Raw genomic sequence first — 22,770 nt, 5'->3', positions numbered from 1 at the left:
AATGAATATAGTTAATGCGCTGAAATTATTAGGGAAAGAGTACAGTAATATGGTCACAGGCGAATGACCATATTACTGGGGATCCCTCAGCCCTGAGGGAGAGGGTTAGGGAGAGGGGGGAAAAGCGGGTGCTATGCCTGAGAAGGCGTCGGATCGTCCCCTTTCACTTCACGCTTCACTTCTGTGACTTCATCGCCCTTCTCGTTGCGCAGGTGCACTTCAAGCTGATTAAAGGCGATGTTGATGCCGTTCTCACGGCACAAGCGGTCAATAGTACGGTTCAGTTCATCGACGGTGTAGCTGCGATCTCGTAATTCACGCACATACAGGCGCAGCTCGTGATCCAGAGTGCTTGGGCCAAAGGTGGTGAAGAACACTGATGGTTCCGGCTCGTGCATCACTTTTGGATGATCGTTGGCGGCTTTCAGCAGCACCTCTTTCACCTTGTCGAGATCCGATCCGTAAGCCACGCCAAGACGGATAACCACGCGGGTGATCGTATCGCTCAACGACCAGTTGATCAGACGCTCGGTCACGAACGCTTTGTTCGGGATGATCACTTCTTTACGGTCGAAGTCAGTGATCGTCGTGGCGCGAATACGGATCTTGTTTACCGAGCCAGAGAACGTCCCGATAGTCACCGTGTCGCCGATGCGTACCGGGCGTTCGAACAGGATGATCAGGCCCGCCACGAAGTTACCGAAAATTTCCTGTAAGCCGAAACCTAAACCGACCGACAGCGCGGCGGCGAGCCATTGCAGTTTATCCCACGACACGCCGAGCGAGCCGAAGATGGTCATCGCCCCGACGGCGATAATGACGTAGTTCAGAATGGTGGTAATGGCATATGACGCGCCCTGACGCATGTTCAGGCGCGAGAGCACAAGCACTTCCAGCAGCCCCGGCAAGTTGCGAATCAACGCCCAGGCAACCGCTAACGAAATCAGCGCAAACAGCAGGCTGCCGAGCGTCACGTTGCGTAGCACCTCCGCCCCGGCTTCAGTGGCGTTGTAGTGCCACAGCGTGATGCTGTCGAGATAGGCGAAAACGGTGATTAAATCTGACCAGATAGCCCAGAACATCAGGCCAAACAGCGCCACCATCACCAGCATGGTGATACGTAAGGTTTGCTGGTTGACGTCTTCCAGCGCGATGGTCGGCTCTTCAACCGGCTCCGCCCCTTCAGCGCCCTCTTTCACCAGATGCTGACGGCGAGCCAGCGCACGGCGATAGGCAATGCGGCGAGCGGCAACGCTCAGACCACGCAGAACGGTTTGATAAAGCAAGTTCCACAGGATGACCAGATAGACGGTTTCAATCCAGCGTCCCGCCAGACGCAGCGTGGTGTAGAAATACCCCGTTGCCGTCAGTACCAGCAGCGCAACCGGCACAATCGCCAGCACGGTGATGGTAAGCAAACGCAGGCTATGCGACTCTTTATCACGCCAGGCGTCGCGGCACATCGGCATGATCAGCACGGCTATCAGCAGCAGGTTGAGGAAAATCGCAAACTGGCCCAGCACGTCATCCATCAGATGCAGCGGAGACAATTCCGCCTCTACGGACCAGAAATGCAGCGGTAACAGCGCCAGGCTGATACGCACAATCTGCCGACGCCAGTGGCTGGTCAATTGCGGTGGCATGTTGAAGTGGGTCACCGCCACGCCGTTTTTCTCAAGCACTTTCCAGCACACGCCAAACACCAGCCAGAACAGCGCCAGTTTTTTACTGAACGCCCACAGCAAATCGCTGACGTTCAGCTGCATGGTCAGCAGAATCAATCCTGCCGCGAGAATGAGCATCACCACCGGCAGCGCGCGAATCAGGTCGATAAGAATCGCTTTCGGGGTGTGTAACTGGCTGTCATTACGCAGTTGCCCGACTTCTGAAGCCAGTTTTGCCTGATAGTTACGCAGCCATTTCAGCCGCCAGCGAATCAGCCCGGCAATCAACAGCAGCGGCAATCCTGCGAGGAAAGCGACGAACACCGCAGGCCAGGCTTTCTGCCAGTTAACGGTCAGCTTCATTTTGCTGAACTGGTCTTTCAGCGCTGACGGGAAGGATTTGATCCAGTCCCAGTCCATCGGCTTGTTGCTGTTCACCCAGAAAATTTGCTGGGTCAGAATAGAGCGCAGGCTTTTCGAGACGCTCATCAACTGCTGCTGGTTCACCTGCAGGTTGATGGCCATCATCAGCTGGTTACCCAACTGTTTGTTCATCTGGTCCAGCAGTTCACGACGCATATCCACAACCTGGGTTAACGCATCGGTCACTTCGTCGTTCACTTCTCCGGTATGCCCTTCTTCCAGCTTCGACACGTAATCATCGCTCTGGAACAGCGCGTCACGCTGCTGGTTGACTTCAAACTGCTCAAGACGCAAATCCGCGATGCGGTTGGTCATGTCTTCCAGCTCATCGGCGGAAGGCAGCGTTTGCTGTTCCTGATACAGAATGCGCGACAGCAACAGGCTGCCTTTGAGCATAGAAATTTGTTCTTTGATATTGCGTTCGGACTGCAGCGCCCTGTCGAGCCAGTTCTTCACGCGAATATTTTGCTGAACCAGCTGGTTGCCCGTTTCGGTCGCTTTGATCAGGCGTTCGCTGAGCTGATGATTAATATCAAGCTCTTGCTTCACCAGCGGGTTGGCCTGAATGCGAGCGGCATCATCCGGAGAAACCGCTTCCTGGGCTGTTTTTTCTGTCAGCGTCAGGCGTTTGCTGTTCACCGCTTCCTGTAACAGCTGAAGCTGATGTTGCAGGCGGTTGGCATTGGCCGTCACATAGTCCCGCTGCTTTTGCAGGGCATCCTGCAACGTGGTGTTGCCTGAAAGACTTTTGCGTTGCTGATCGAGCTCGGCATTCAGTAAGGCTTGCTGCACCAGCAGCATATTTTGCTGAGTGGGACGCAGCGCATCTTCGCCCACCGTCGTGCCGTTCAGGCGGTTACGAATCTGCTGTAGCTGCTGCGAGGCGTTATACATCGCATTCTGAACGCGCTCCGGCTGCGTTTGCAGAGAAACCAGTTGACTGTTATACGTCGCGAGATCGTTTTGCGCGGTTTGTAGCTGGTCAAGAACATCGGTAATTCGCGCTTCTAACTGGCGAACAGAAAGCTGATTCAGCGTCTTGCGGGTTTCTTCGTCGTTATCGGCGTCGCTCAACGCATTCAGGCTGTCTGTCGCCTGGCGCATTTTTACCGGAGCCTGATCAATTTGCTGCTTGAGCTGGTTGGTCTCGTCTTTCACCCGATCTATTTTATCGAGCAGTTGCAGGGTATCCGACAGATCCTGCTCGACGAGTTTATCCTGAGGGGTGAGATCTTTTTTCTTGGTCAGCGTGGTCAGTTGTTTTTGCACATCTGCGCGATCGGGAAGATCGCTGCTGTTTTGCGCCCGTGCCTGGCTGATGCCCGTGGCGCCAAAGAAAAAGACCAAAACAATAATGAATGCGGAGAGTGGCTTGCGGCCAAAAATGTTGTGCAGCATAGTGTCGACACGAATGAGTTCAGGACCGGAGAGACCGGGGACAAGTGCCGCCGAAGAATAGCATTTCTGCCGGGAACCGAATAGCAGTTCTCGCCAGGAATATTCTCGGACTCGTTCGCGCCTTACTTCGCGGAACCCGCCCGCAGCGTTGGGCAGAACTGGTACATCTCAATCAACACTTCCACGTAAGCACGGGCTTCATTTTTCAGGTTGAAAGAGTCCGGCGAAAAAAGCCAGTTTTCAACAATCCCGGACACATAACTACGCATCAGAATCGCTGCACGTCGGGTCAATAAATCTGCTGGCAACTGCCCGGCATCCATACACGCCTTTAAGGCCTGTTCGATGCGATCGTAACTCTCCAGACAGAGGTCGCGCTGAACCTGTTGCACCACGGCCATTTCACCGACAAATTCACATTTGTGGAAGATTATCTCCATTAGCAGTCGTCGGCGCTCCTCTGACACTGTAGCTTCAAGAATATAGGCTAGAATCTCCCTAAGAACTGAGAGTGGATCGCCGGGGAATTTTGCCTGATACTCTGTTTCTAATGAGCCGATGCTAAGCTCCGAGAGCTGCCAGATTTCGCTGAAGAGATCTGATTTGTTTTTGAAATGCCAGTATATTGCACCACGGGTCACGCCAGCCGCTTTTGCAATCTCGGCCAACGAGGTGGATGATACCCCCTGTTGAGAAAACAAACGCAGGGCAACATCGAGAATGTGTTGCCGTGTTTCCAGCGCTTGTTGTTTGGTTTTTCGTGCCATAGGTTCGTGAATTTACAGAGGTTAGATTTACATACATTTATGAATGTATGTACCATAGCACGACCATAATATAAAGCAGCAATGGGTTTGTGGACATTTGATCCATTGATCAATTTGAAATCGGACACTCGAGGTTTACATATGAACAAAAACAGAGGGTTAACGCCTCTGGCGGTCGTTCTGATGCTTTCAGGCAGCTTAGCGCTTACAGGATGTGACGATAAACAGGCTCAACAGGGCGCGGCGCAAACGCCAGAAGTTGGCGTGGTGACGCTCAAAACCGAACCTCTCCAAATCACGACTGAATTACCTGGCCGCACCAGTGCTTTCCGTATCGCAGAAGTTCGTCCTCAGGTGAGCGGGATTATCCTGAAACGTAACTTTACGGAAGGCGGTGAAATTAAGGCCGGTGAGTCTCTTTATCAGATTGATCCAGCAACCTACCAGGCTTCTTACGACAGCGCCAAAGGCGATTTAGCTAAAGCTGAAGCTGCAGCGAAAGTGGCTCAGTTGACCGCAAGCCGTTACCAGAAACTGCTGGGTACTCAGTACATCAGCCGTCAGGATTACGACACTGCGCTGTCTGATTCTCTGCAAGCCAATGCTGCCGTTGTGGCGGCAAAAGCCGCTGTTGAAACGGCGCGAATCAACCTGGCTTACACCAAAGTGACCTCGCCAATTGGTGGCCGTATCGGCAAATCTTCCGTTACGGAAGGTGCGCTGGTGCAAAACGGTCAGGCCGATGCGTTGGCAACCGTGCAGCAGCTCGACCCGATCTATGTCGACGTGACCCAGTCCAGCAACGATTTCCTGCGTCTGAAGCAGGAACTGGCAAGCGGCTCACTGAAACAGGTAGATGGCAAAGCGAAAGTCGATCTCGTCACGCAGGACGGTATCAAATATTCGCAGAGCGGTAGCCTGGAATTCTCTGATGTGACCGTTGACCAGACCACCGGCTCAATCACCCTCCGCGCCGTCTTCCCGAACCCAGACCATACCCTGCTGCCGGGCATGTTTGTGCGGGCGAAACTGGAAGAAGGGACCAACCCTAACGCGCTGCTGGTACCTCAGCAGGGTGTCACTCGTACGCCACGTGGTGATGCCAGTGCGATGGTTGTGGGTGAAGGTGACAAAGTCGAAGTTCGCCAGATTACCGCCACTCAGGCGATTGGTGACAAATGGCTGGTGACCGACGGTCTGAAGCCAGGCGACCGCGTCATCATTACCGGTTTACAAAAAGTAAGACCGGGCGCTCAGGTGAAAGCGCAGGAAGTGAATTCTGACAATAAACAGCAGGCCGCGGGCGGCGCGCAGTCAGAACAAACCAAGTCTTAACTTAAACAGGAGACGTTAAGACATGCCTAATTTCTTTATCGATCGCCCCATTTTCGCGTGGGTGATCGCCATAATCATCATGCTGGCTGGGGGACTTGCGATCCTGAAGCTGCCGATTGCGCAATATCCTACGATTGCGCCACCGGCAGTGACGATCTCCGCAGTCTACCCTGGCGCTGATGCGAAAACGGTGCAGGACACCGTCACGCAGGTTATCGAACAGAACATGAACGGTATCGATAACCTGATGTACATGTCCTCAAACAGTGACTCAACCGGTACCGTGCAGATTACCCTGACCTTCGAGTCTGGTACTGATGCGGATATCGCTCAGGTTCAGGTGCAGAACAAACTGCAACTGGCCATGCCACTTCTGCCGCAGGAAGTTCAGCAGCAGGGTGTGAGCGTTGAGAAATCGTCCAGCAGCTTCCTGATGGTTGTCGGTGTCATTAACACCAACGGCACCATGACCCAGGACGATATCTCCGACTACGTTGCGGCCAACATGAAGGACCCTATCAGCCGTACTTCCGGCGTGGGTGACGTTCAGCTGTTTGGTTCTCAATACGCGATGCGTATCTGGATGGACCCAAACAAACTGAACAACTTCCAGTTGACTCCGGTTGACGTTATCACCGCTATCAAAGCGCAGAACGCCCAGGTTGCAGCCGGTCAGTTAGGCGGTACGCCGCCAGTGAAAGGCCAGCAACTGAACGCCTCTATCATCGCTCAGACCCGTCTGACCTCCACTGAAGAGTTCGGCAAAATTCTGCTGAAAGTGAATCAGGATGGTTCGCAGGTTCGTCTGCGTGATGTGGCGAAAATTGAGCTCGGCGGTGAAAACTACGACATCATTGCGAAGTTCAACGGCCAGCCAGCTTCTGGTCTGGGGATCAAACTGGCGACCGGGGCTAACGCACTGAACACCGCTGATGCGATTCGCGCTGAACTGAAACGTATGGAGCCGTTCTTCCCATCCGGTCTGAAGATTGTTTATCCGTACGACACCACGCCGTTCGTGAAAATCTCCATTCACGAAGTGGTGAAAACGCTGGTGGAAGCGATCATCCTCGTGTTCCTCGTGATGTATCTGTTCCTGCAGAACTTCCGTGCGACGCTGATCCCAACCATTGCGGTACCGGTGGTACTGCTCGGGACGTTTGCGATCCTGGCCATCTTCGGGTACTCGATAAACACCCTGACGATGTTCGGGATGGTGCTCGCCATCGGCTTGTTGGTGGATGACGCCATCGTGGTGGTCGAAAACGTCGAGCGTGTGATGGCAGAAGAAGGCCTGCCGCCGAAAGAAGCGACCCGTAAATCAATGGGTCAGATTCAGGGCGCGCTGGTCGGTATCGCGATGGTGCTCTCGGCAGTATTCATCCCGATGGCGTTCTTCGGCGGCTCAACCGGTGCGATTTATCGCCAGTTCTCGATCACTATCGTTTCGGCGATGGCGCTGTCGGTTCTGGTGGCGTTGATCCTGACGCCAGCCCTGTGTGCCACCATGCTCAAGCCGATTCAGAAAGGCGGTCATGGCGAACACAAAGGCTTCTTCGGCTGGTTTAACCGCATGTTCGATAAGAGCACTCACCATTACACCGACAGCGTAGGCAACATTCTGCGCAGCACCGGTCGTTATCTGCTGCTCTACATCATCATCGTGGTGGGCATGGCTTACCTTTTCGTGCGTCTGCCAAGCTCGTTCCTGCCGGACGAAGACCAGGGCGTATTCCTGTCAATGGCGCAGTTGCCAGCAGGGGCGACTCAGGAGCGTACGCAGAAAGTCCTCGATGAGATGACGAATTACTATCTCACCAAAGAAAAAGACAACGTTGTCCGTGTTTGCGGTTAACGGCTTCGGCTTCGCCGGTCGTGGCCAGAACACCGGTATCGCGTTCGTTTCTCTGAAGGACTGGAGCCAGCGTCCAGGGGAAGAGAACAAAGTCGGCGCGATTACCGGCCGTGCGATGGGCTACTTCTCGCAGATTAAAGATGCGATGGTGTTCGCCTTTAACCTGCCAGCTATCGTCGAACTGGGTACGGCAACCGGCTTTGACTTCCAGCTGATTGACCAGGCCGGTCTGGGCCACGAAAAACTGACTCAGGCGCGTAACCAGCTGTTTGGTGAAATCGCCAAGCATCCGGATGTGTTGACGCAGGTTCGTCCTAACGGTCTGGAAGATACGCCACAGTTCAAAATTGACGTTGACCAGGAAAAAGCGCAGGCACTGGGTGTGTCCATTAGCGACATCAACACCACGCTGGGCGCAGCCTGGGGTGGCAGCTACGTCAACGACTTCATCGACCGTGGTCGTGTGAAGAAAGTGTACGTGATGTCCGAAGCGCCATACCGCATGCTGCCAAATGACATTGGTAACTGGTATGTTCGAGGCAGCAATGGCCAGATGGTGCCGTTCTCCGCCTTCTCCACGTCACGTTGGGAATACGGTTCACCGCGTCTGGAACGTTACAACGGTCTGCCATCCATGGAAATCCTCGGTCAGGCAACGCCAGGTAAGAGTACCGGTGAAGCGATGCTGCTGATGGAGCAACTGGCTGGCAAACTGCCGACTGGTGTGGGCTACGACTGGACGGGCATGTCTTATCAGGAACGTTTGTCCGGTAACCAGGCCCCTGCCCTGTACGCGATTTCACTGATTGTCGTGTTCCTGTGTCTGGCGGCGTTGTATGAGAGCTGGTCGATTCCGTTCTCGGTTATGCTGGTCGTTCCGCTTGGGGTTATCGGTGCCCTGCTGGCAGCCACCTTCCGTGGCCTGACCAACGACGTGTACTTCCAGGTAGGCTTGCTGACAACCATTGGCTTGTCGGCGAAGAACGCGATACTTATCGTGGAATTCGCCAAAGACCTGATGGATAAAGAAGGCAAAGGCCTGATTGAATCGACGCTGGAAGCGGTCCGTATGCGTCTGCGTCCTATCCTGATGACGTCTCTGGCGTTCATCCTCGGGGTAACACCGCTGGTTATCAGCTCCGGTGCAGGCTCCGGTGCACAGAACGCCGTCGGTACTGGCGTAATGGGCGGGATGGTCACCGCGACAGTGCTGGCAATCTTCTTCGTGCCGGTGTTCTTTGTGGTTGTTCGTCGTCGTTTCGGTAAAAAGAACGAAGATCTGGAACATACCCACCCGGTTGAACGCCATTAATTTGGCTAAGCCATAACGACAAAGGGCCGCATACGCGGCCCTTTTTAATCGCTGCACTCCGACCAAAAACGCACTTATTGCACCTCTGTTTATATCTCCACTACAACTATCAGGGATATAATCTTAATATTCTGACGATTTTTCCGTAGCAATAAGCGATAGCGTTGATTTTTATCTCAATCTACTTAGGAATACTCTTAGTTTGGCCACTCACTAAGAATTTTCACCCTTGTTCATTGCCTCGGGATAAACATAAGCTAATGAAAACTAAGCATCCTGCAGCATATTTAACGAGCGAAACCTAAAATTTCAGGTATTAGAAATGCTTAAGCTTTACCCAGGCTGAATGTCCGAAATAACGCTAATTGTAATTTTTCGTAATAGCGCGATGAAATCTTTTTCAGAGTGGATTATAGTTAGAGCATCAGGTTAGAAGCGTATGTTCCGGGTCAGACTGTTGTATCCATCCCACACGGTGTTTGTTGGTTTATCATAAGGGGATGCGTTATGGACGAATACTCGCCAAAAAGACATGATATTGCGCAGCTTAAATTTCTCTGCGAAACCCTGTATCATGATTGTCTGGTTAACCTTGAAGAAAACCGAACTGGCTGGGTCAATGACCCGACGTCAGCGCTTAATCTTCAACTTAATGAACTGATCGAGCATATCGCCACCTTCGCACTTAATTACAAAATTAAGTATGACGAAGACAATAAATTGATCGCACAAATTGATGAATATCTGGACGATACCTTTATGTTGTTCAGTAACTACGGCATTAATGCCGACGATTTGCAGAAATGGCGTAAATCAGGTAACAGACTTTTTCGCTGCTTCATCAACGTCAGCAGAGCGAATCCTGTAAGTCATTCTTGTTAAAAATATTACAATCAAAAAGGTCACATGATGTCAGATAAACCTTTAACCAAAACCGATTATTTGATGCGTCTGCGACGTTGTCAGACTATTGATACGTTGGAACGTGTTATTGAAAAAAATAAATATGAACTCTCCGATAATGAACTGGCTGTTTTTTACTCAGCAGCCGATCATCGTCTGGCCGAACTCACCATGAATAAGCTGTACGATAAAATCCCTTCTTCCGTGTGGAAATTTATACGTTAATTCTCCCTGTCAGCTAAACAAGCCACGGTCTTGTCTGCCTCACTCAAGAGAGCAGAAGGCAATGTGACAAGCGTCACACGGCAAGACAGGGAACGTTCCCTGATTGTGGTAGACCTTATACTGTGACTCTCTCGCTAACAGGAGAATCACATGAGTCACATGAGTGAAGAAAAACGCAAAATGATCGCCGGAGAGCTGTATCGTCCGGGTGATGCCACCCTCCGGGCCGACCGTTTGCGGGCAAGAGACATTCTGCATCGCTATAACCATTCCTCGCCAGAAGAGAAAGCGTTACGTCACGAACTGCTCAGTGACTTACTGGGCTATGAGCATGACGCTTACATAGAGCCGACTTTCCGCTGTGACTACGGCTACAACATTTTCCTCGGTCGCAACTTCTACGCCAACTTTGACTGCATCATGCTCGACGTCTGCCCGATTCATATCGGTGACAACTGTATGCTTGCGCCCGGTGTGCATATCTACACCGCTACTCATCCTCTCGATGCGCAAGAACGCGTAGGCGGAGCCGAGTTCGGCAAGCCCGTGACGATTGGCCACAATGTGTGGATTGGAGGGCGAGCGGTTATCAATCCTGGTGTCACTATTGGTGATAATGCGGTGATCGCGTCCGGCGCTATCGTGGTGAAAGATGTGCCAGCGAATGCGGTGGTCGGTGGCAATCCGGCGCAAATCATTAAAATGCTCGCCTGACTGTTATGCTTTTCTGCAACCAAACTGTTACTTTCCGCCTGAATCACGGCAACATAAAATAGGGCATCACCCGATTCAGGCATAACAGAGGGCGCAGATGGCCGAAATCCAGCGACTGCTTACCAATACCATCGAAGAATTAAACAGCACTGAGAAACGCGATAATCGCCCGCGCTTTAGCATCAGCTTTATTCGCCGTTTCCCTGGGCTGTTCGTGGCGATGTATCTCGGCTTTCTGGCGACGTACATCGTCATGCATCGTTCAGAAACGCTGGCGGATTCCCTGTGGCTACTGGTGGTGTTGTTTATCGTCCTCAACGGCTTTTTCTTTTTCGACGTCGCCCCGCGTTACCGCTACGAAGATATCGACGTACTGGATTTTCGCGTCTGTTATAACGGCGAGTGGTACAACACCCGCTTTGTGCCAGATGAGCTTATCGAGCGCATTTTGCATTCCCCTCGCGTTGCCGATCCGCAGAAAAGCCAATTACAGAAGATGATGGCCACCAAAGGTGAGCTGTCGTTCTACGATATCTTCACCCTTGCCCGCGCCGAGACTGCGCAATAAGCTTATTCAGCGTCCGCATTCCAGAGACAAACTGGGATGCGGACGTATTGCCGTACCCCAACACAAAGCCCGTTTTCCCACGAGATGCGTCGAGGTAATAACGGCTCAGCGCGGCGGGTGCCATTTGATAGTGCCGGGCAAGGTCAGCAATGTTACCGTCATCAATGCCTGCCATTTGCACAGTCAGGTGCATACCTCCTTCACCGCCGGAAACCGTATGCGGCGTCTTCAGCTCCAGCGCAATCGCTTCACGTAACTGCCCCTGCCGCTTGCGGTAAAGCCTTCTCATCGAAGCAAGATGGCGCGCGTAGTGTCCTTCTTCAATGAAATGCGCCAGCGCTCGCTGCTCCGTTCTGTGCCCGCCGCGCAGCAGTGAATGGATGGTGGGCTGTACCGCTCTCGCCAGCGCTTCCGGCATCACCACAAACCCCATTCGTAATGACGGGAAAAGCGTCTTGCTGAAGGTGCCCAAATACACAACGGGCGCCTGAGGATGCATGCCCAACATGGCGGGGATCGGTTCGCCGCTGTAGCGGAACTCACTGTCGTAATCATCTTCGATAATCCATGCGCCATGGGCGCGCGCGAACGCCAACAGTGCCAGGCGCCTTGACGCGCTCATCACGCTACCCAAAGGAAATTGATGCGAAGGTGAAGTAAAAATGAGCCGGGGAGCCTGCGCGGTTTGCGCGTTAAAGTTCATACCCTCTTCATCCACGCTAATGCCTTGCACCTGCAATCCGCAGGAAACAAAAGCGCTGCGTGCGCCAAAGTAACCGGGATCTTCATGCCAGGCTAACTGCCCGCTTTCGCTGAGCAATTGAGTACACAAGTTCAGCCCTTCCAGCGCGCCCTCGGTGATGATGACCTGGCTTGCATCGCAATGAATGCCGCGAGACAGCGCCAAATGGCGGGCAATCGCCGTGCGCAGCGGCCATTCACCAGCCGATTCGCCGTAACCCAGTAACGTGCAGCCCTCTTCCCTCAACACGCGATCCAGCAGGCGTCGCCACAGTGGCAGCGGAAAATAGTTCACCGCCGGAGTGCCCGGCGTGAACATAAAGGCAGGAGAATCGCGCCGGGTGCCCGGTGGCAGTTGTGCCAGCCTGGTCGGCAGGCGCAAATCTGGCACCACGGTTGATTGGGTCACAGAAGATTTAGGCAGTGCAGCGACTCGCGAACCCTGACGGTCGCGCAGCAGATAGCCTTCCGTCGCCAGTTGATCCAGCGCGGCATTAATAGTGTTGCGCGAAAGGAGCAACTGCTGCGCGATGGTCCGCGATCCAGGCAAACGGCTTTCCGCCTGCAGATGCCCTTGCAAAATGGCTTCTCGCAACCCGAGATAGAGAGCACGAGCCAGCGTTTCATTACCTCTTTGCTGCAGAGCTTTTGCCAGCAGAGTGTAGAAAGCATCTTGTGGAATATTCATCGCCTCTCCTCGTGGTACCACCACAATGCCCATCAATGGTTCTTTTTAGGGAACCATCTTATCTCTATTCTGCGGGAGTGCGTTCATAAAAGGAGTGAGTATGAGTCAGAATAATGAGTTTGGTCAGCCGGTGGGCGATGCCCTTCCGGACTGGCAACCGCGTCAACATCCACAACGAGTGACCCTTGAAGGCCGTTTGTGCCGGCTGGAGCCGCTGGCTGAACACCATGCGCATGCGCTGTTTGCAGCCTATCAACTGGCAGAAGATACGCGTAGCTGGACCTGGCTACTGCGTGAACCGGATACCGACGTTGAGAGCTATCAGGCGTGGGTGGCAAGTGTTGCTGCGCTGCAGGACCCGATTCATTTTGCGGTGATAGACAAAAACACGGGGCAGCCAGTGGGCAGCCTGGCTCTGATGCGTATCGACAGCAAAAATGGCGTCATCGAAGTGGGGCATGTGCATTTTTCACCTTTACTGAGCCGCACACCGATGTCGACCGAAGCCCAGTGGCTGCTGATGCGCTATGCGTTTGAAACGCTGGGCTATCGTCGCTATGAATGGAAATGCAACAGCCTGAACGAGCCGTCGCGTCGCGCGGCGTTACGCATGGGGTTTCAGTATGAAGGGCGTTTTCGCCAGGCGCTGGTGATTAAAGGTCACAACCGGGATACCGACTGGTTCTCTATTATTGATAGCGAGTGGCCCGACGTCGACCACGCGATGCAGAAATGGCTTGCCGCCGGGAATTTTGGTCCCGACGGCAAGCAGTTAAGTTCCCTGGAAAGTTGGCGACAGCCAAAACGTTAACGTCTTTTCTTACGCCCCTGCACAGCTTTAAAGCGGGGGTTACTTTTGCAAATGACGTACAGCCGCCCTTTGCGTTTGACTATCTGGCAATCCGGATGGCGCTGTTTCGCGCTCTTCAGTGAGTTAAGCACCTGCATGTTTAGCCTCGTTTCGCATTAAGGAAACCAGCAAAACGCTGACGGAAGCGCGCCGTACTGCCTTCGCTGGAGAAAGTTTTCTGCTTCCCGGTGTAGAACGGGTGCGATTTGGACGACACTTCCAGCGTGATGTACGGATAGGTTTCGCCTTCCAGCTCAATCTCTCTGTCCGTCCTGATGGTCGAGCCCACTTTGAAGTACTCGTTAGCACTGGTGTCGTGAAACACCACGGTACGGTAGTGCGGATGAATGTCGGCTTTCATGAACAACCTCAATTGTTATAGTATAACATAACAACAAAATACGCCGACGTCTGTAGAAGATCAACCATGAATAAATCAGGGTTATTTATTAAGGGAAGGAGCTGCCTGGCGGCGCTACGCTTGCACAGGCTTACAAGAGAAGAGAGAAACGTAGGCCGGGTAAGGCACAGCCGCCACCCGGCAATAGCGCATTACCGCTGTTCGCGCCCCACCAGCACTGTCGTCAGTGTGAAGGACAGCACCAGCGCGATAGCCACGCCAGACAGCGCAAACACAAAGTATGGGCCAATATATGCAGGCAAGCTGAAAATGCTCGACAAGATGTAGCCATACAGTCGCACACCAAAGAAAGCGATGAATGCTGAAGCCAGTGAGCTCGCCACCGTCGCGGCAATAAACGCCTTTTTATAGCGAGTCAGCACGCCGAACAGCGCAGGTTCGGTGATCCCCAGCAGCGCAGAAACCGCAGCAGAAAGCGTGACGGTTCTTTCCTGCCTGTCTTTACTCAAACGCCAGATAGCAAACGTCGCCCCGGCAATCGCCATATTGGCCATAAACATCATCGGCATCAGCATGTCGTAGCCGCGATCGCTGAAGTTTTGCAGCGCAATGGGCGTCATGGCGTGGTGCATGCCGGTCAGGATTGCTACCGGACGAATGGCCCCCACCACCAGCCCCGCAAAACTCGCGGAAACACCGAACAGCCCTTCAATAAAGAAGGCCAGCGCTTTCCCAAGCCAGATGCCAATCGGCCCGATAACTACCAGAGCAGCCAGCGCGCCAATGAACAGCGTCAGGGTCGGCGTAAAGACCGTTTTCAGCACGTCCGGCATGATGCTGTCGACCCACTTGTGGATGTATTTCAACGCCAGCACCGAGAAGATAACCGGGATAACGCTCGACGCGTAGTTAAACACCGAGACAGGAATGGCGTTCATCAGCCACAGCGCAGAAGCCGCATCTGCCTGATGAGCCGCCAGCGCTTTGGCGGCATCGATAAGAGTGGGGTACATCAAACAGGCCGCCACCGCCGCAGCCAGATATTCGTTGGTTTTGAAGATTTTCGCCGCCGACACCGCCAGGAAGAACGGCAGGAAATAAAACACGCCGCTGGCAATTAAATCGATGATCATTACCGTGTCGCTTTTTGGCGAAACGACCTTCAGGGCAATTAATCCTGCGAGCAAGCCTTTAATCATCCCCGCGCCTGCAATGGCCGGTACTATCGGACCAAATACGCCGGAGACGGTGTCCATAAATAACGACACCAGGCTTTTGCGCCCTTTACTGCTTTCCACCGTGCTGTCATCACGCTGGCCTAACACGTCCTGCAATTGCTCATACCAGCTGTTGACCTTCGGCCCGATAATTATCTGGAATTGGTCGCTCTGCAGCTGTGCGCCCAGCACCCCGGGCAGCAGCTTGATTTCACTGTGTTTTATTTTGCTATCATCAATTAAATCAAAGCGTAAGCGGGTCATGCAGTGCCAGACTTTATTGATATTTTCCTGCCCACCCACCAGTTGAATGATGCTGGCGATGGCGTCTCGCGTCCCCATAGTGACTCCTGCTGAAATGTTCTTGTTTTGGTTGTCTGGAGGATAATAAAGCCCAAACAATAAAACAAACCAATAAAATTTGAATCCCCTCACAATTATGGACGCAAGGTACGTAGAAAGAGAGCCTCCACAACAATTGGTCTGGTTTTTAATTAAAATACCTCACAATTACAGACCAAAAAATTTATTCAGTAAAAGGGTTTACCTGTGCCTGAAAATAGAGTGAAGATAGTGCATCAACCGTATTCTCTTTTCGTCTTCTACAGGGAGCCTTTGGCGTGGAACCGACACTTATCACCGCGATTGATTGTTTCATCACCCGCCCGGATCGTCACAACCTGGTGACCGTCCGCGTGACAACCGACAAAGGGGTGACTGGCCTCGGCTGCGCCACCTTTCAGCAGCGCCCGCTGGCGGTAAAAACGCTGGTCGATGAGTATCTTAGCCCTCTGCTGCTGGGCCGTGATGCCAACAATATTGAAGATCTCTGGCAGATGATGAACGTCAACGCCTACTGGCGTAACGGCCCGGCGATGAATAACGCAATGGCAGGCGTGGATATGGCGCTGTGGGATATTAAAGCTCGCCTGGCGAATATGCCGCTGTATCAACTGTTTGGCGGGAAAGCTCGCGATGCCATCGCCGCGTATACTCACGCCAGCGGCGAAACCCTCGAAGAACTGTACGCCTCCGTCGACGCGCTTTTGGAAAAAGGCTATCGCCATATTCGCTGCCAGTTAGGTTTTTATGGCGGCACGCCAACGGAATTGCACGCGCCCGAAAACCCGTCTTCCGGCGCCTGGTTCGATCAGGATCAGTACATGCGCAATACCGTCGAGATGTTCCGCGCCCTGCGCGAACGCTATGGCCATCGCTTTCATATTTTGCATGATGTGCACGAGCGGCTGTTCCCACAACAAGCCGTCCAGCTGGCGAAGCAGTTGGAGCCTTATCAGCCGTACTTTATTGAAGACATCTTACCCCCGCAGCAAACGCCGTGGCTGGCACAAATTCGCCAGCAAAGCTGCGTTCCGCTGGCCCTGGGCGAGCTCTTCAATAATCCGGCGGAGTGGCACGATCTGATTGTGAATCGTCAGATTGATTTCATTCGCTGCCACGTTTCACAGATTGGCGGAATAACGCCTGCACTGAAGCTTGCGGTCTTGTGCCAGGCATTTGGCGTACGCCTGGCGTGGCATGGCCCGGGGGATATGACGCCGATTGGCGTGGCAGTGAACACGCATCTGAATATTCATCTGCACAATGCGGCGATTCAGGAGTTTATTCCTCGCTCAGCCACCACTGACGCGGTGTTCCCGGGCGCGCCGGAAGTGAAAGAAGGCTATGTCTATCCTCCGCAGGGCGTGGGGATTGGCGTAGGATTTAACGAAGAAGTGGCGCTGGCTCATCCGGTGGTGTATCGCCCACATGAATGGACTCAAAGCCGCCTGCCTGACGGCACAATTCATACTCCGTAATCACACCGGCTGCTGGCGGAACGCGAGATTGTCGCGGTTGTGCGGGATAACGTAAGTGCAGGTGTAGTTGATGTCGATGATATCGCTTATCTCATACACCTGCCCGCCCGCCAGAATGCCGCGATTGCTGATATGCATCGCGGCTCCGCCTTTCTTACAGCCCAGCAGTTCCGCTTGTTCACGGCTGACGTTTACCGCCCGATACGTCGTCAGCATGTGCGAAATGGCGTAACCCTTTTCAAGGACATATTGCTGTAACGATCGTTCGATAACCTGCTGCGTAAGGTCCGGGAATGCCGCCGACGGCATGCGCGACACCTCAATTTGCACAGGATTGTCGTCCACATAACGCAGACGGCAAAACTGCCAGATAAAGTCATCATCCGTTAGCCCGAATATCTGTTGCTCCTCGCGATTCGGGCGTTTTTTATGCAAACTGATCATCCGGTAGCGCATCTGATCAAAGCGTTTCTCGGTGATCGAGTTGTAAACCAGCGGGTTATTCCGCGCCTGTTCGTTAATCCACGCTCCCGATCCCTGAACAATTCTGACCACTCCAATACTCGCCAGTTTTTCCAGCGCCTGACGCACGGTGAAACGCGACACGCCATATTCCTCGGCCAGTTGCCGCTCCGGAGGCAGCTTGCACGGGCCGCCTTCGCTGTGCTGATAAATTTTACTGAGCAGATCCTGGGTGACGAACTCGTTCTTCTTCATACGTTGTTTTTCTCATTCTTGATCTCCGTAAGACAGCACAGGCTGGCAGCGCATATACTGGGTTAACTTTACGAAATTTGCGCTGAAAGGAAAGCAGGCTATGACAAATACCCGGTTGATTGCGCTTGTCATCACCGTGCTGTTTCTGGTCGTGCTGCTGCCTGTCACCCTGAGCATCTGGCTGGCGCATTATCAGGCACAAAAGGATTTTACCCACACGCTCGATGACTATGGCGAGCGTGTCATCCAGCGTTCTCAGCAGGTGGCTGACCAGGCGAAACAAGCCATTCAGGTAATCAGCCAGTTCCAGGGCACGCCTTGCAGTGACGAACATTTGATGGCAATGCGCCGTATCGCTTACACCTGGCGTGATGTTCAGGAAGTGCTGTGGCTCGACGGATTGCAGCCCCGCTGTTCATCGATGGAAAAGCGCAGCGCTGAGATCTGGTTTCCTTCAAACTTTGGCTACACTCACGACGGCTATCGCGTCTGGCTGACCAGCGATAACGACCTGGGTATCAAGCATGCCATGGTTGCGCTCGCCAATGAGCATTATATGGTGATGGTTGATCCCACGGCCTTTGTCGATGTGCTTCCCTTCTCATCATGGAACATTAATGCCGCGCTGATTGCCACCCGTAGCGGGCATATCATCGCGCAAAACGCCGACTTAACACCGAACCTCTGGGAGAATGCTCATCGCGACGGAGTGCGAACGTTTGAACGCAAAGGCATGATGTACAACCTGCGCGATTATCCGGAATTGGGCATTTCACTGGTGGTCTGGGCCTCGACCCTTCCTCTCGACGAAAGCTGGCATCGCCAGTTACTTATCTGGCTGCCGTTAGGCATTTTTATCAGCCTGGCGGGCGCGGGGCTGATTATCTGGATGGTGCGGCGCACACAGCTACCGTGGCACAGAATTCAGGACGCGATTAAAAACCGGACTATCGAAGTTTATTACCAGCCGGTGGTCTCGCTGAAGACAAAGAAAATTGTCGGGGCTGAAGCGCTTGCCCGCTGGCCGCAGCCGGATGGCACTTTTTTGTCACCCGACATTTTCATTCCTATCGCTGAACAAGCCGGGTTGATTACAGACCTCACCAAACTGGTGGTTGAGAAGATCTTTGAAGACTTGGGAGCCTGGCTGAAACCCCACCCGCAGCTTCATATCTCAGTGAATCTGGACCCAAGCGATCTCAACTCGCCGTCACTTTCAGCGCTGTTGTTCCATAAACTGCTGGAATACGGTATCTCACCTTCCCAGATTGCACTTGAGCTGACTGAGCGCAGTTTTATTGATCCTCAACGTTCGTCGGCTCGCCTGAGTCAATTCCGTGAAGCCGGGCATGCCATTTATATTGATGACTTTGGTACTGGCTACTCCAGCCTGAGTTTTTTGAAAGACTTACAGGTCGATACGCTCAAAATCGACAAAGCCTTTGTCGACCCGCAGGCCTTTACCAGCCTGACACCGCACGTTATCGAGATAGCCAAAACGTTGAATCTGTCGATGATTGCCGAAGGCGTGGAAACACAGTCTCAGGCGGACTGGCTGGAAGCACATGACGTGCAGTTTGGTCAGGGATGGCTTTACAGCAAAGCGCTGCCGAAAGAGGCGTTTATTGCGTGGGCGGAAGCCAATCTGAAGCAGGCCTGAAACGAAAACGGCTGGCGGCACGCCGCACAGCCGGGAAGGATTACTCGTCGAGAATCGGCGCGAAGCCGCCATAGATCATGCGTTTACCGTCAAACGGCATGCTCTCACCCATCTCTTTCATCCGTGGATCGGCCATCATCTTCGCGTTGGCAGCATCCCGAACCTCTTTCGACGGATACTCAATCCAGCTGAACACCACCTCTTCACTGTCTTCAGCTTTGACCGCCATGCGAAAATCAGTCAGGTTTCCCGCGGGGACATCGTCCGTCCAGCACTCCACCACGCGAGTAGCACCAAACTCTTTAAACAGCGGTGCCGCCTTTGCCGCCAGCGCCAGATACTCCTCCTTTTTGTCCGCCGGCACGGCAACGACAAAACCATCAACATACTTCATGAGATTACCTCCGAAGTGAACGGCGCGGCCAGCGGGTCTGGCCGCGTCCGGCGTAGATAAGTTTAGTCGCGACGCCAGCTGAACGCATAACGCAGACGGCGCGTGGGCAAAAGGAACTCCGGCGACACACTCGGACTCCAGGAATCATCCCCGCCCACGCCCATATGAAACGCATCAAGATTTAGCCAACAGCCCGCTTCTTCCCGTAGCAGGTGCTGATGCATGGTTTCATGAAGCTGTTTTTGGCTGTAGCGACTCAGGCCAAAATGAAACAGCCCGTGCAGGCAATGATCGGCATATTGCAGTTCGCGCGTATCACAGCGCAGCCCGTTCTCACTGGGGAAAATGTACGGCGTGTGCAGCGCTTCCAGCGGTAACGTCCAGCGACCCTGCCGTGCAGCCAGTTTACGGTCGGGGTAATTCTCATGAGGGCCAAGCCCCTGCCACGTCACCTCATTGGCCGATGCCGCTAGCTGGCAGCTCAGGCCGATACGTGCAGGTTCGGGAATGTCACTTGCCACGGTCACGTCTATTTCTGCGTGCAGTTCTCCCTGGCCGTCGATACGCCAGCGTTTATCAGAAATGAACAGCGTCTTGTCACCGTGCTGCCAGGCGTGGCGAGTCACCACCACCACGTCATTGCCTTGTTCCTGAGCTTCACACAGCAGCAAACGCGGTGTCATCGCGTACATGCCTGCCGCCTTCCAACGTTCAACCCAGGCATTCGGATCGATACGCGTGGCCTCGCTTACGCCAATGTCGTTATCCAGCGGCGCACGGGTGAAATTATCGGTCAGTGGTGAAAGCAAAGCGGGCTGCTCGTTGCGCCACCATTGGCAGAGATCGCCACTTTGGCGGCTGAATTGCCAGCGCTGATTGCCGTGCGTGATGCTAAAAGCCGCTTCCGTTTCATTCAAACGTGGAGCCGTGCCGTGTGCGAGAAGTTTTGGCAGGGCAAGTGGCGAGGGCAACAGCCACTGATCCCAGGCACAAAGATGGTTGGCATCAGACCAGGCGGTGGCTTCCTGCTGCCACACTTCGACGTTGAGCCATATCTCTCCCCCGTTTTCTGGCATCGTAAACTCTGGCAGGTCAAACCGTTGCTGACCTTCCGCTTCGACATCAAGCGCCCTCTCGCCTTCTGCCAGAATTTTGCCCTCACACGCCAGCCACCAGCGTAATTTTTCGTTATCGGTACGACGGAAAAGATACTCACTGGTCACTTCAATCTGAAGCAGCGAAGCGGACAGCAAACGGAACTGGAAGAACTGCTGCGCGCGTTTGGCCTCGTAAAGCGCAGGATGCGGGCTGCGATCCGGGAACACCAGCCCGTTCATGCAGAACTGGCGATCGTTTGGCGTATCGCCGAAATCGCCGCCGTAAGCCCAAAACGTCTTGCCCTCGGCGTCGGTTTTGCACAAAGCCTGATCGACCCAGTCCCAGACAAAACCGCCCTGCAAACGAGGAAACTCGCGGAAAGCCTGCCAGTATTTGGCGAAGCCTCCAAAGCTATTGCCCATGGCATGGGCGTATTCGCAAAGGATCAGTGGGCGATGTTCACTGGGCAAGCCGATCCACTTTTTTAGCGACCATTTTGGCACCGCCGGGAAAGGCTGATCCTGATCGACGCGAGCATACATCGGGCAAACAATATCGGTTGCGGCGGTATTTGCGCCGCCGCCCTCATACTGCACCGGACGGGTTGGATCGGTGGTTTTGATCCAACGATAGAGCGCATCGTGGTTCGCGCCATGGCCGGATTCATTCCCCAACGACCAGATAATTATCGACGGATGATTGCGATCGCGGGCAACCATTCGCGTCACGCGTTCGCTCATCGCCGGGAGCCAGTGCGGATCGTCTGCCAGACGGCTCATCGGCACCATGCCGTGGGTTTCGATATTAGCTTCATCCACCACATACAGGCCGTAGCGATCGCACAGGCGATACCACTGCGGATGATTAGGATAATGCGAGCAGCGCACAGCATTAAAGTTGTTCTGCTTCATCAGCAGAATGTCCTGAACCATCGTGGCCTCATCCACGGCTTGCCCGGTGAGCGGATGATGTTCATGCCGGTTCACACCACGGATAAGCAAGGGTTTACCGTTGAGCTTCAGCAAGCCATCAGCAATTTCCACCTTGCGAAACCCGACGTCACAAGCTTCTGTTTCCAGAGCATCGCCCTGCGCATTTTTTAACGTCAGCGTCAGCCGATACAGCTCGGGAAGTTCAGCGCTCCACAATGCAGGCTGCGCTACGGGAATGTTCAGTTGAAGGCGTTCAGTCCAATTTCCACGCTCATCCACGATATCGCTGCCGGGGTGTTGGCTCGCGCTTCCAACCTCAACGCCATCGCGCCAAAGCACAGCTTCCACAACGGAATCGGCATATGCCTCACCTTCCAGCGTGACCTGAAGTTCCACCACGCCGTGGGTGAAATCTTCGTTAAGCCGGGTTGAGAGGTGATAGTCGGCAATGCGCGTCACCGGTTTGTGCAGCAGAGTGACATCGCGAAAAATGCCGCTCATCCGCCACATATCCTGATCTTCAAGATAGCTGCCATCACACCAGCGCAGCACCAGCACGGCCAGACGGTTTCGCCCGGCCACCAGCACATGGCTGAGGTCAAATTCCGCGGGCAAACGGCTGTCCTGGGAATAGCCGACCCACTGGCCGTTGCACCATAAATAAAAAGCGGAGTTTACGCCATCAAGGATAATGCGCGTCTGCCCTTCCGCCAGCCAGGCTTCCGGCACCTCAAATTCTCGGGAATAACAGCCTGTCGGGTTTTCTTCTGGCACCTGCGGCGGCGTGACGGGAATGGGATAGGTCACGTTGGTATAAATCGGGATATCGAACCCTTGCATCTGCCAGTTTGAGGGCACGGGCATGGCGACTGCATCCGGTAAATCCTTTTCGAGCCAGTTCTCAGGCACCGCTTCCGGGCGAGTAAAAAAACTAAACCGCCACTCACCGTTTAGCAGCAAGCGTGAAGTGGCAGCTTCATCACGCTGGGCCTCTTCTTCATGACGCCAGCTGAACAGTGGAGTATGGGCAGGTAAACGGTGCCACTGGGTCATGCCAGGGTTTTCCCAGTCACGACGAGCCAGTAACGAAGCCAGAGTTTGGGTAGCAGATTGCATCAGTAAACCTCT

17 protein-coding genes and 1 pseudogene are annotated in these 22,770 nt (G+C 53.7%); 9 read left to right on the top strand and 9 right to left on the bottom strand.

The genetic code is table 11. The features are described 5' to 3' along the window. Nucleotides 1-131: 131 nt before the first annotated feature. Nucleotides 132-3,485: a mechanosensitive channel MscK gene (gene mscK, locus ACI2I2_RS11000; RefSeq protein WP_404657941.1), complete on the bottom strand. Its 3,354-nt coding sequence runs from the start codon at nt 3,483-3,485 to the stop codon at nt 132-134. A gap of 122 nt (nt 3,486-3,607) precedes the next feature. Further along, nucleotides 3,608-4,252, bottom strand: coding sequence for a multidrug efflux transporter transcriptional repressor AcrR (gene acrR / locus ACI2I2_RS10995; RefSeq protein ID WP_404657940.1), 645 nt, complete (start codon nt 4,250-4,252; stop codon nt 3,608-3,610). A gap of 141 nt (nt 4,253-4,393) precedes the next feature. Between acrR and acrA the strand changes: the two genes are divergently transcribed. The 6 genes and pseudogenes from acrA to ACI2I2_RS10965 all read left to right on the top strand — a co-directional run bounded on the left by acrA (nt 4,394) and on the right by ACI2I2_RS10965 (nt 11,164). Continuing rightward, nucleotides 4,394-5,587, top strand: a complete 1,194-nt coding sequence (gene acrA, locus ACI2I2_RS10990) for a multidrug efflux RND transporter periplasmic adaptor subunit AcrA (RefSeq protein ID WP_404657939.1) — start codon at nt 4,394-4,396, stop codon at nt 5,585-5,587. Between the two features lie 22 nt (nt 5,588-5,609). Then, nucleotides 5,610-8,754: pseudogene (gene acrB, locus ACI2I2_RS10985) on the top strand (multidrug efflux RND transporter permease subunit AcrB). Nucleotides 8,755-9,261: 507 nt separating this feature from the next. After that, a complete protein-coding gene (tomB, locus tag ACI2I2_RS10980; RefSeq protein ID WP_330983155.1) occupies nt 9,262-9,636 on the top strand; it encodes an Hha toxicity modulator TomB in 375 nt (124 codons plus the stop codon). Nucleotides 9,637-9,663: 27 nt separating this feature from the next. Next, on the top strand, nt 9,664-9,882 hold the full coding sequence (locus tag ACI2I2_RS10975; protein WP_001280991.1) for an HHA domain-containing protein: 219 nt from the start codon (nt 9,664-9,666) through the stop codon (nt 9,880-9,882). A gap of 159 nt (nt 9,883-10,041) precedes the next feature. Then, the gene (maa, locus tag ACI2I2_RS10970; RefSeq protein ID WP_404657950.1) at nt 10,042-10,596 is read left to right on the top strand and encodes a maltose O-acetyltransferase; all 555 of its coding nucleotides are present in this window, start codon (nt 10,042-10,044) and stop codon (nt 10,594-10,596) included. A 97-nt stretch (nt 10,597-10,693) separates the two neighbouring features. Further along, nucleotides 10,694-11,164, top strand: coding sequence for a YlaC family protein (locus tag ACI2I2_RS10965; protein ID WP_404657938.1), 471 nt, complete (start codon nt 10,694-10,696; stop codon nt 11,162-11,164). On the opposite strand, the gene ACI2I2_RS10960 is transcribed toward ACI2I2_RS10965, so the two are convergent. After that, a complete protein-coding gene (locus ACI2I2_RS10960) occupies nt 11,133-12,593 on the bottom strand; it encodes a PLP-dependent aminotransferase family protein (RefSeq protein WP_404657937.1) in 1,461 nt (486 codons plus the stop codon). The genes ACI2I2_RS10965 and ACI2I2_RS10960 overlap by 32 nt on opposite strands. Nucleotides 12,594-12,693: 100 nt before the next feature. On the opposite strand from ACI2I2_RS10960, the gene ACI2I2_RS10955 reads away from it, so the two are divergent. Further along, a complete protein-coding gene (locus ACI2I2_RS10955) occupies nt 12,694-13,404 on the top strand; it encodes a GNAT family N-acetyltransferase (protein WP_404657936.1) in 711 nt (236 codons plus the stop codon). Here the strand turns inward: ACI2I2_RS10955 and ykgO are convergent. From ykgO to ACI2I2_RS10940, 3 genes are all read right to left on the bottom strand, one after another. Next, a complete protein-coding gene (gene ykgO, locus ACI2I2_RS10950; RefSeq protein ID WP_049847774.1) occupies nt 13,401-13,541 on the bottom strand; it encodes a type B 50S ribosomal protein L36 in 141 nt (46 codons plus the stop codon). The two genes, ACI2I2_RS10955 and ykgO, sit on opposite strands and share 4 nt — an antisense overlap. A gap of 2 nt (nt 13,542-13,543) precedes the next feature. Further along, on the bottom strand, nt 13,544-13,804 hold the full coding sequence (locus ACI2I2_RS10945; RefSeq protein WP_330983150.1) for a type B 50S ribosomal protein L31: 261 nt from the start codon (nt 13,802-13,804) through the stop codon (nt 13,544-13,546). Between the two features lie 191 nt (nt 13,805-13,995). Next, on the bottom strand, nt 13,996-15,363 hold the full coding sequence (locus ACI2I2_RS10940; RefSeq protein ID WP_404657935.1) for a PTS transporter subunit EIIC: 1,368 nt from the start codon (nt 15,361-15,363) through the stop codon (nt 13,996-13,998). Nucleotides 15,364-15,641: 278 nt separating this feature from the next. Between ACI2I2_RS10940 and ACI2I2_RS10935 the strand changes: the two genes are divergently transcribed. Next, a complete protein-coding gene (locus ACI2I2_RS10935; RefSeq protein WP_404657934.1) occupies nt 15,642-16,841 on the top strand; it encodes an enolase C-terminal domain-like protein in 1,200 nt (399 codons plus the stop codon). On the opposite strand, the gene ACI2I2_RS10930 is transcribed toward ACI2I2_RS10935, so the two are convergent. After that, nucleotides 16,842-17,558, bottom strand: a complete 717-nt coding sequence (locus ACI2I2_RS10930) for a GntR family transcriptional regulator (RefSeq protein ID WP_404657933.1) — start codon at nt 17,556-17,558, stop codon at nt 16,842-16,844. Nucleotides 17,559-17,658: 100 nt separating this feature from the next. On the opposite strand from ACI2I2_RS10930, the gene ACI2I2_RS10925 reads away from it, so the two are divergent. Continuing rightward, the gene (locus ACI2I2_RS10925; protein ID WP_404657932.1) at nt 17,659-19,218 is read left to right on the top strand and encodes an EAL domain-containing protein; all 1,560 of its coding nucleotides are present in this window, start codon (nt 17,659-17,661) and stop codon (nt 19,216-19,218) included. Nucleotides 19,219-19,258: 40 nt separating this feature from the next. Here ACI2I2_RS10925 and ACI2I2_RS10920 read toward each other — a convergent pair whose 3' ends face one another. Together ACI2I2_RS10920 and ACI2I2_RS10915 are read right to left on the bottom strand one after the other, a co-directional pair. Then, a complete protein-coding gene (locus ACI2I2_RS10920) occupies nt 19,259-19,612 on the bottom strand; it encodes a DUF1428 family protein (RefSeq protein ID WP_330983147.1) in 354 nt (117 codons plus the stop codon). Between the two features lie 62 nt (nt 19,613-19,674). Next, complete coding sequence (locus ACI2I2_RS10915) at nt 19,675-22,758, bottom strand: beta-galactosidase (protein WP_404657931.1); 3,084 nt, start codon at nt 22,756-22,758, stop codon at nt 19,675-19,677. Nucleotides 22,759-22,770: the final 12 nt, after the last annotated feature.

Origin of the sequence: Scandinavium sp. NPDC088450, assembly GCF_044900545.1 — a bacterium.
Lineage (GTDB): Bacteria > Pseudomonadota > Gammaproteobacteria > Enterobacterales > Enterobacteriaceae > Scandinavium.
The sequence above is the reverse complement of the archived record's forward strand: the minus strand, read 5'-3'. Positions and strand labels throughout refer to the sequence as shown.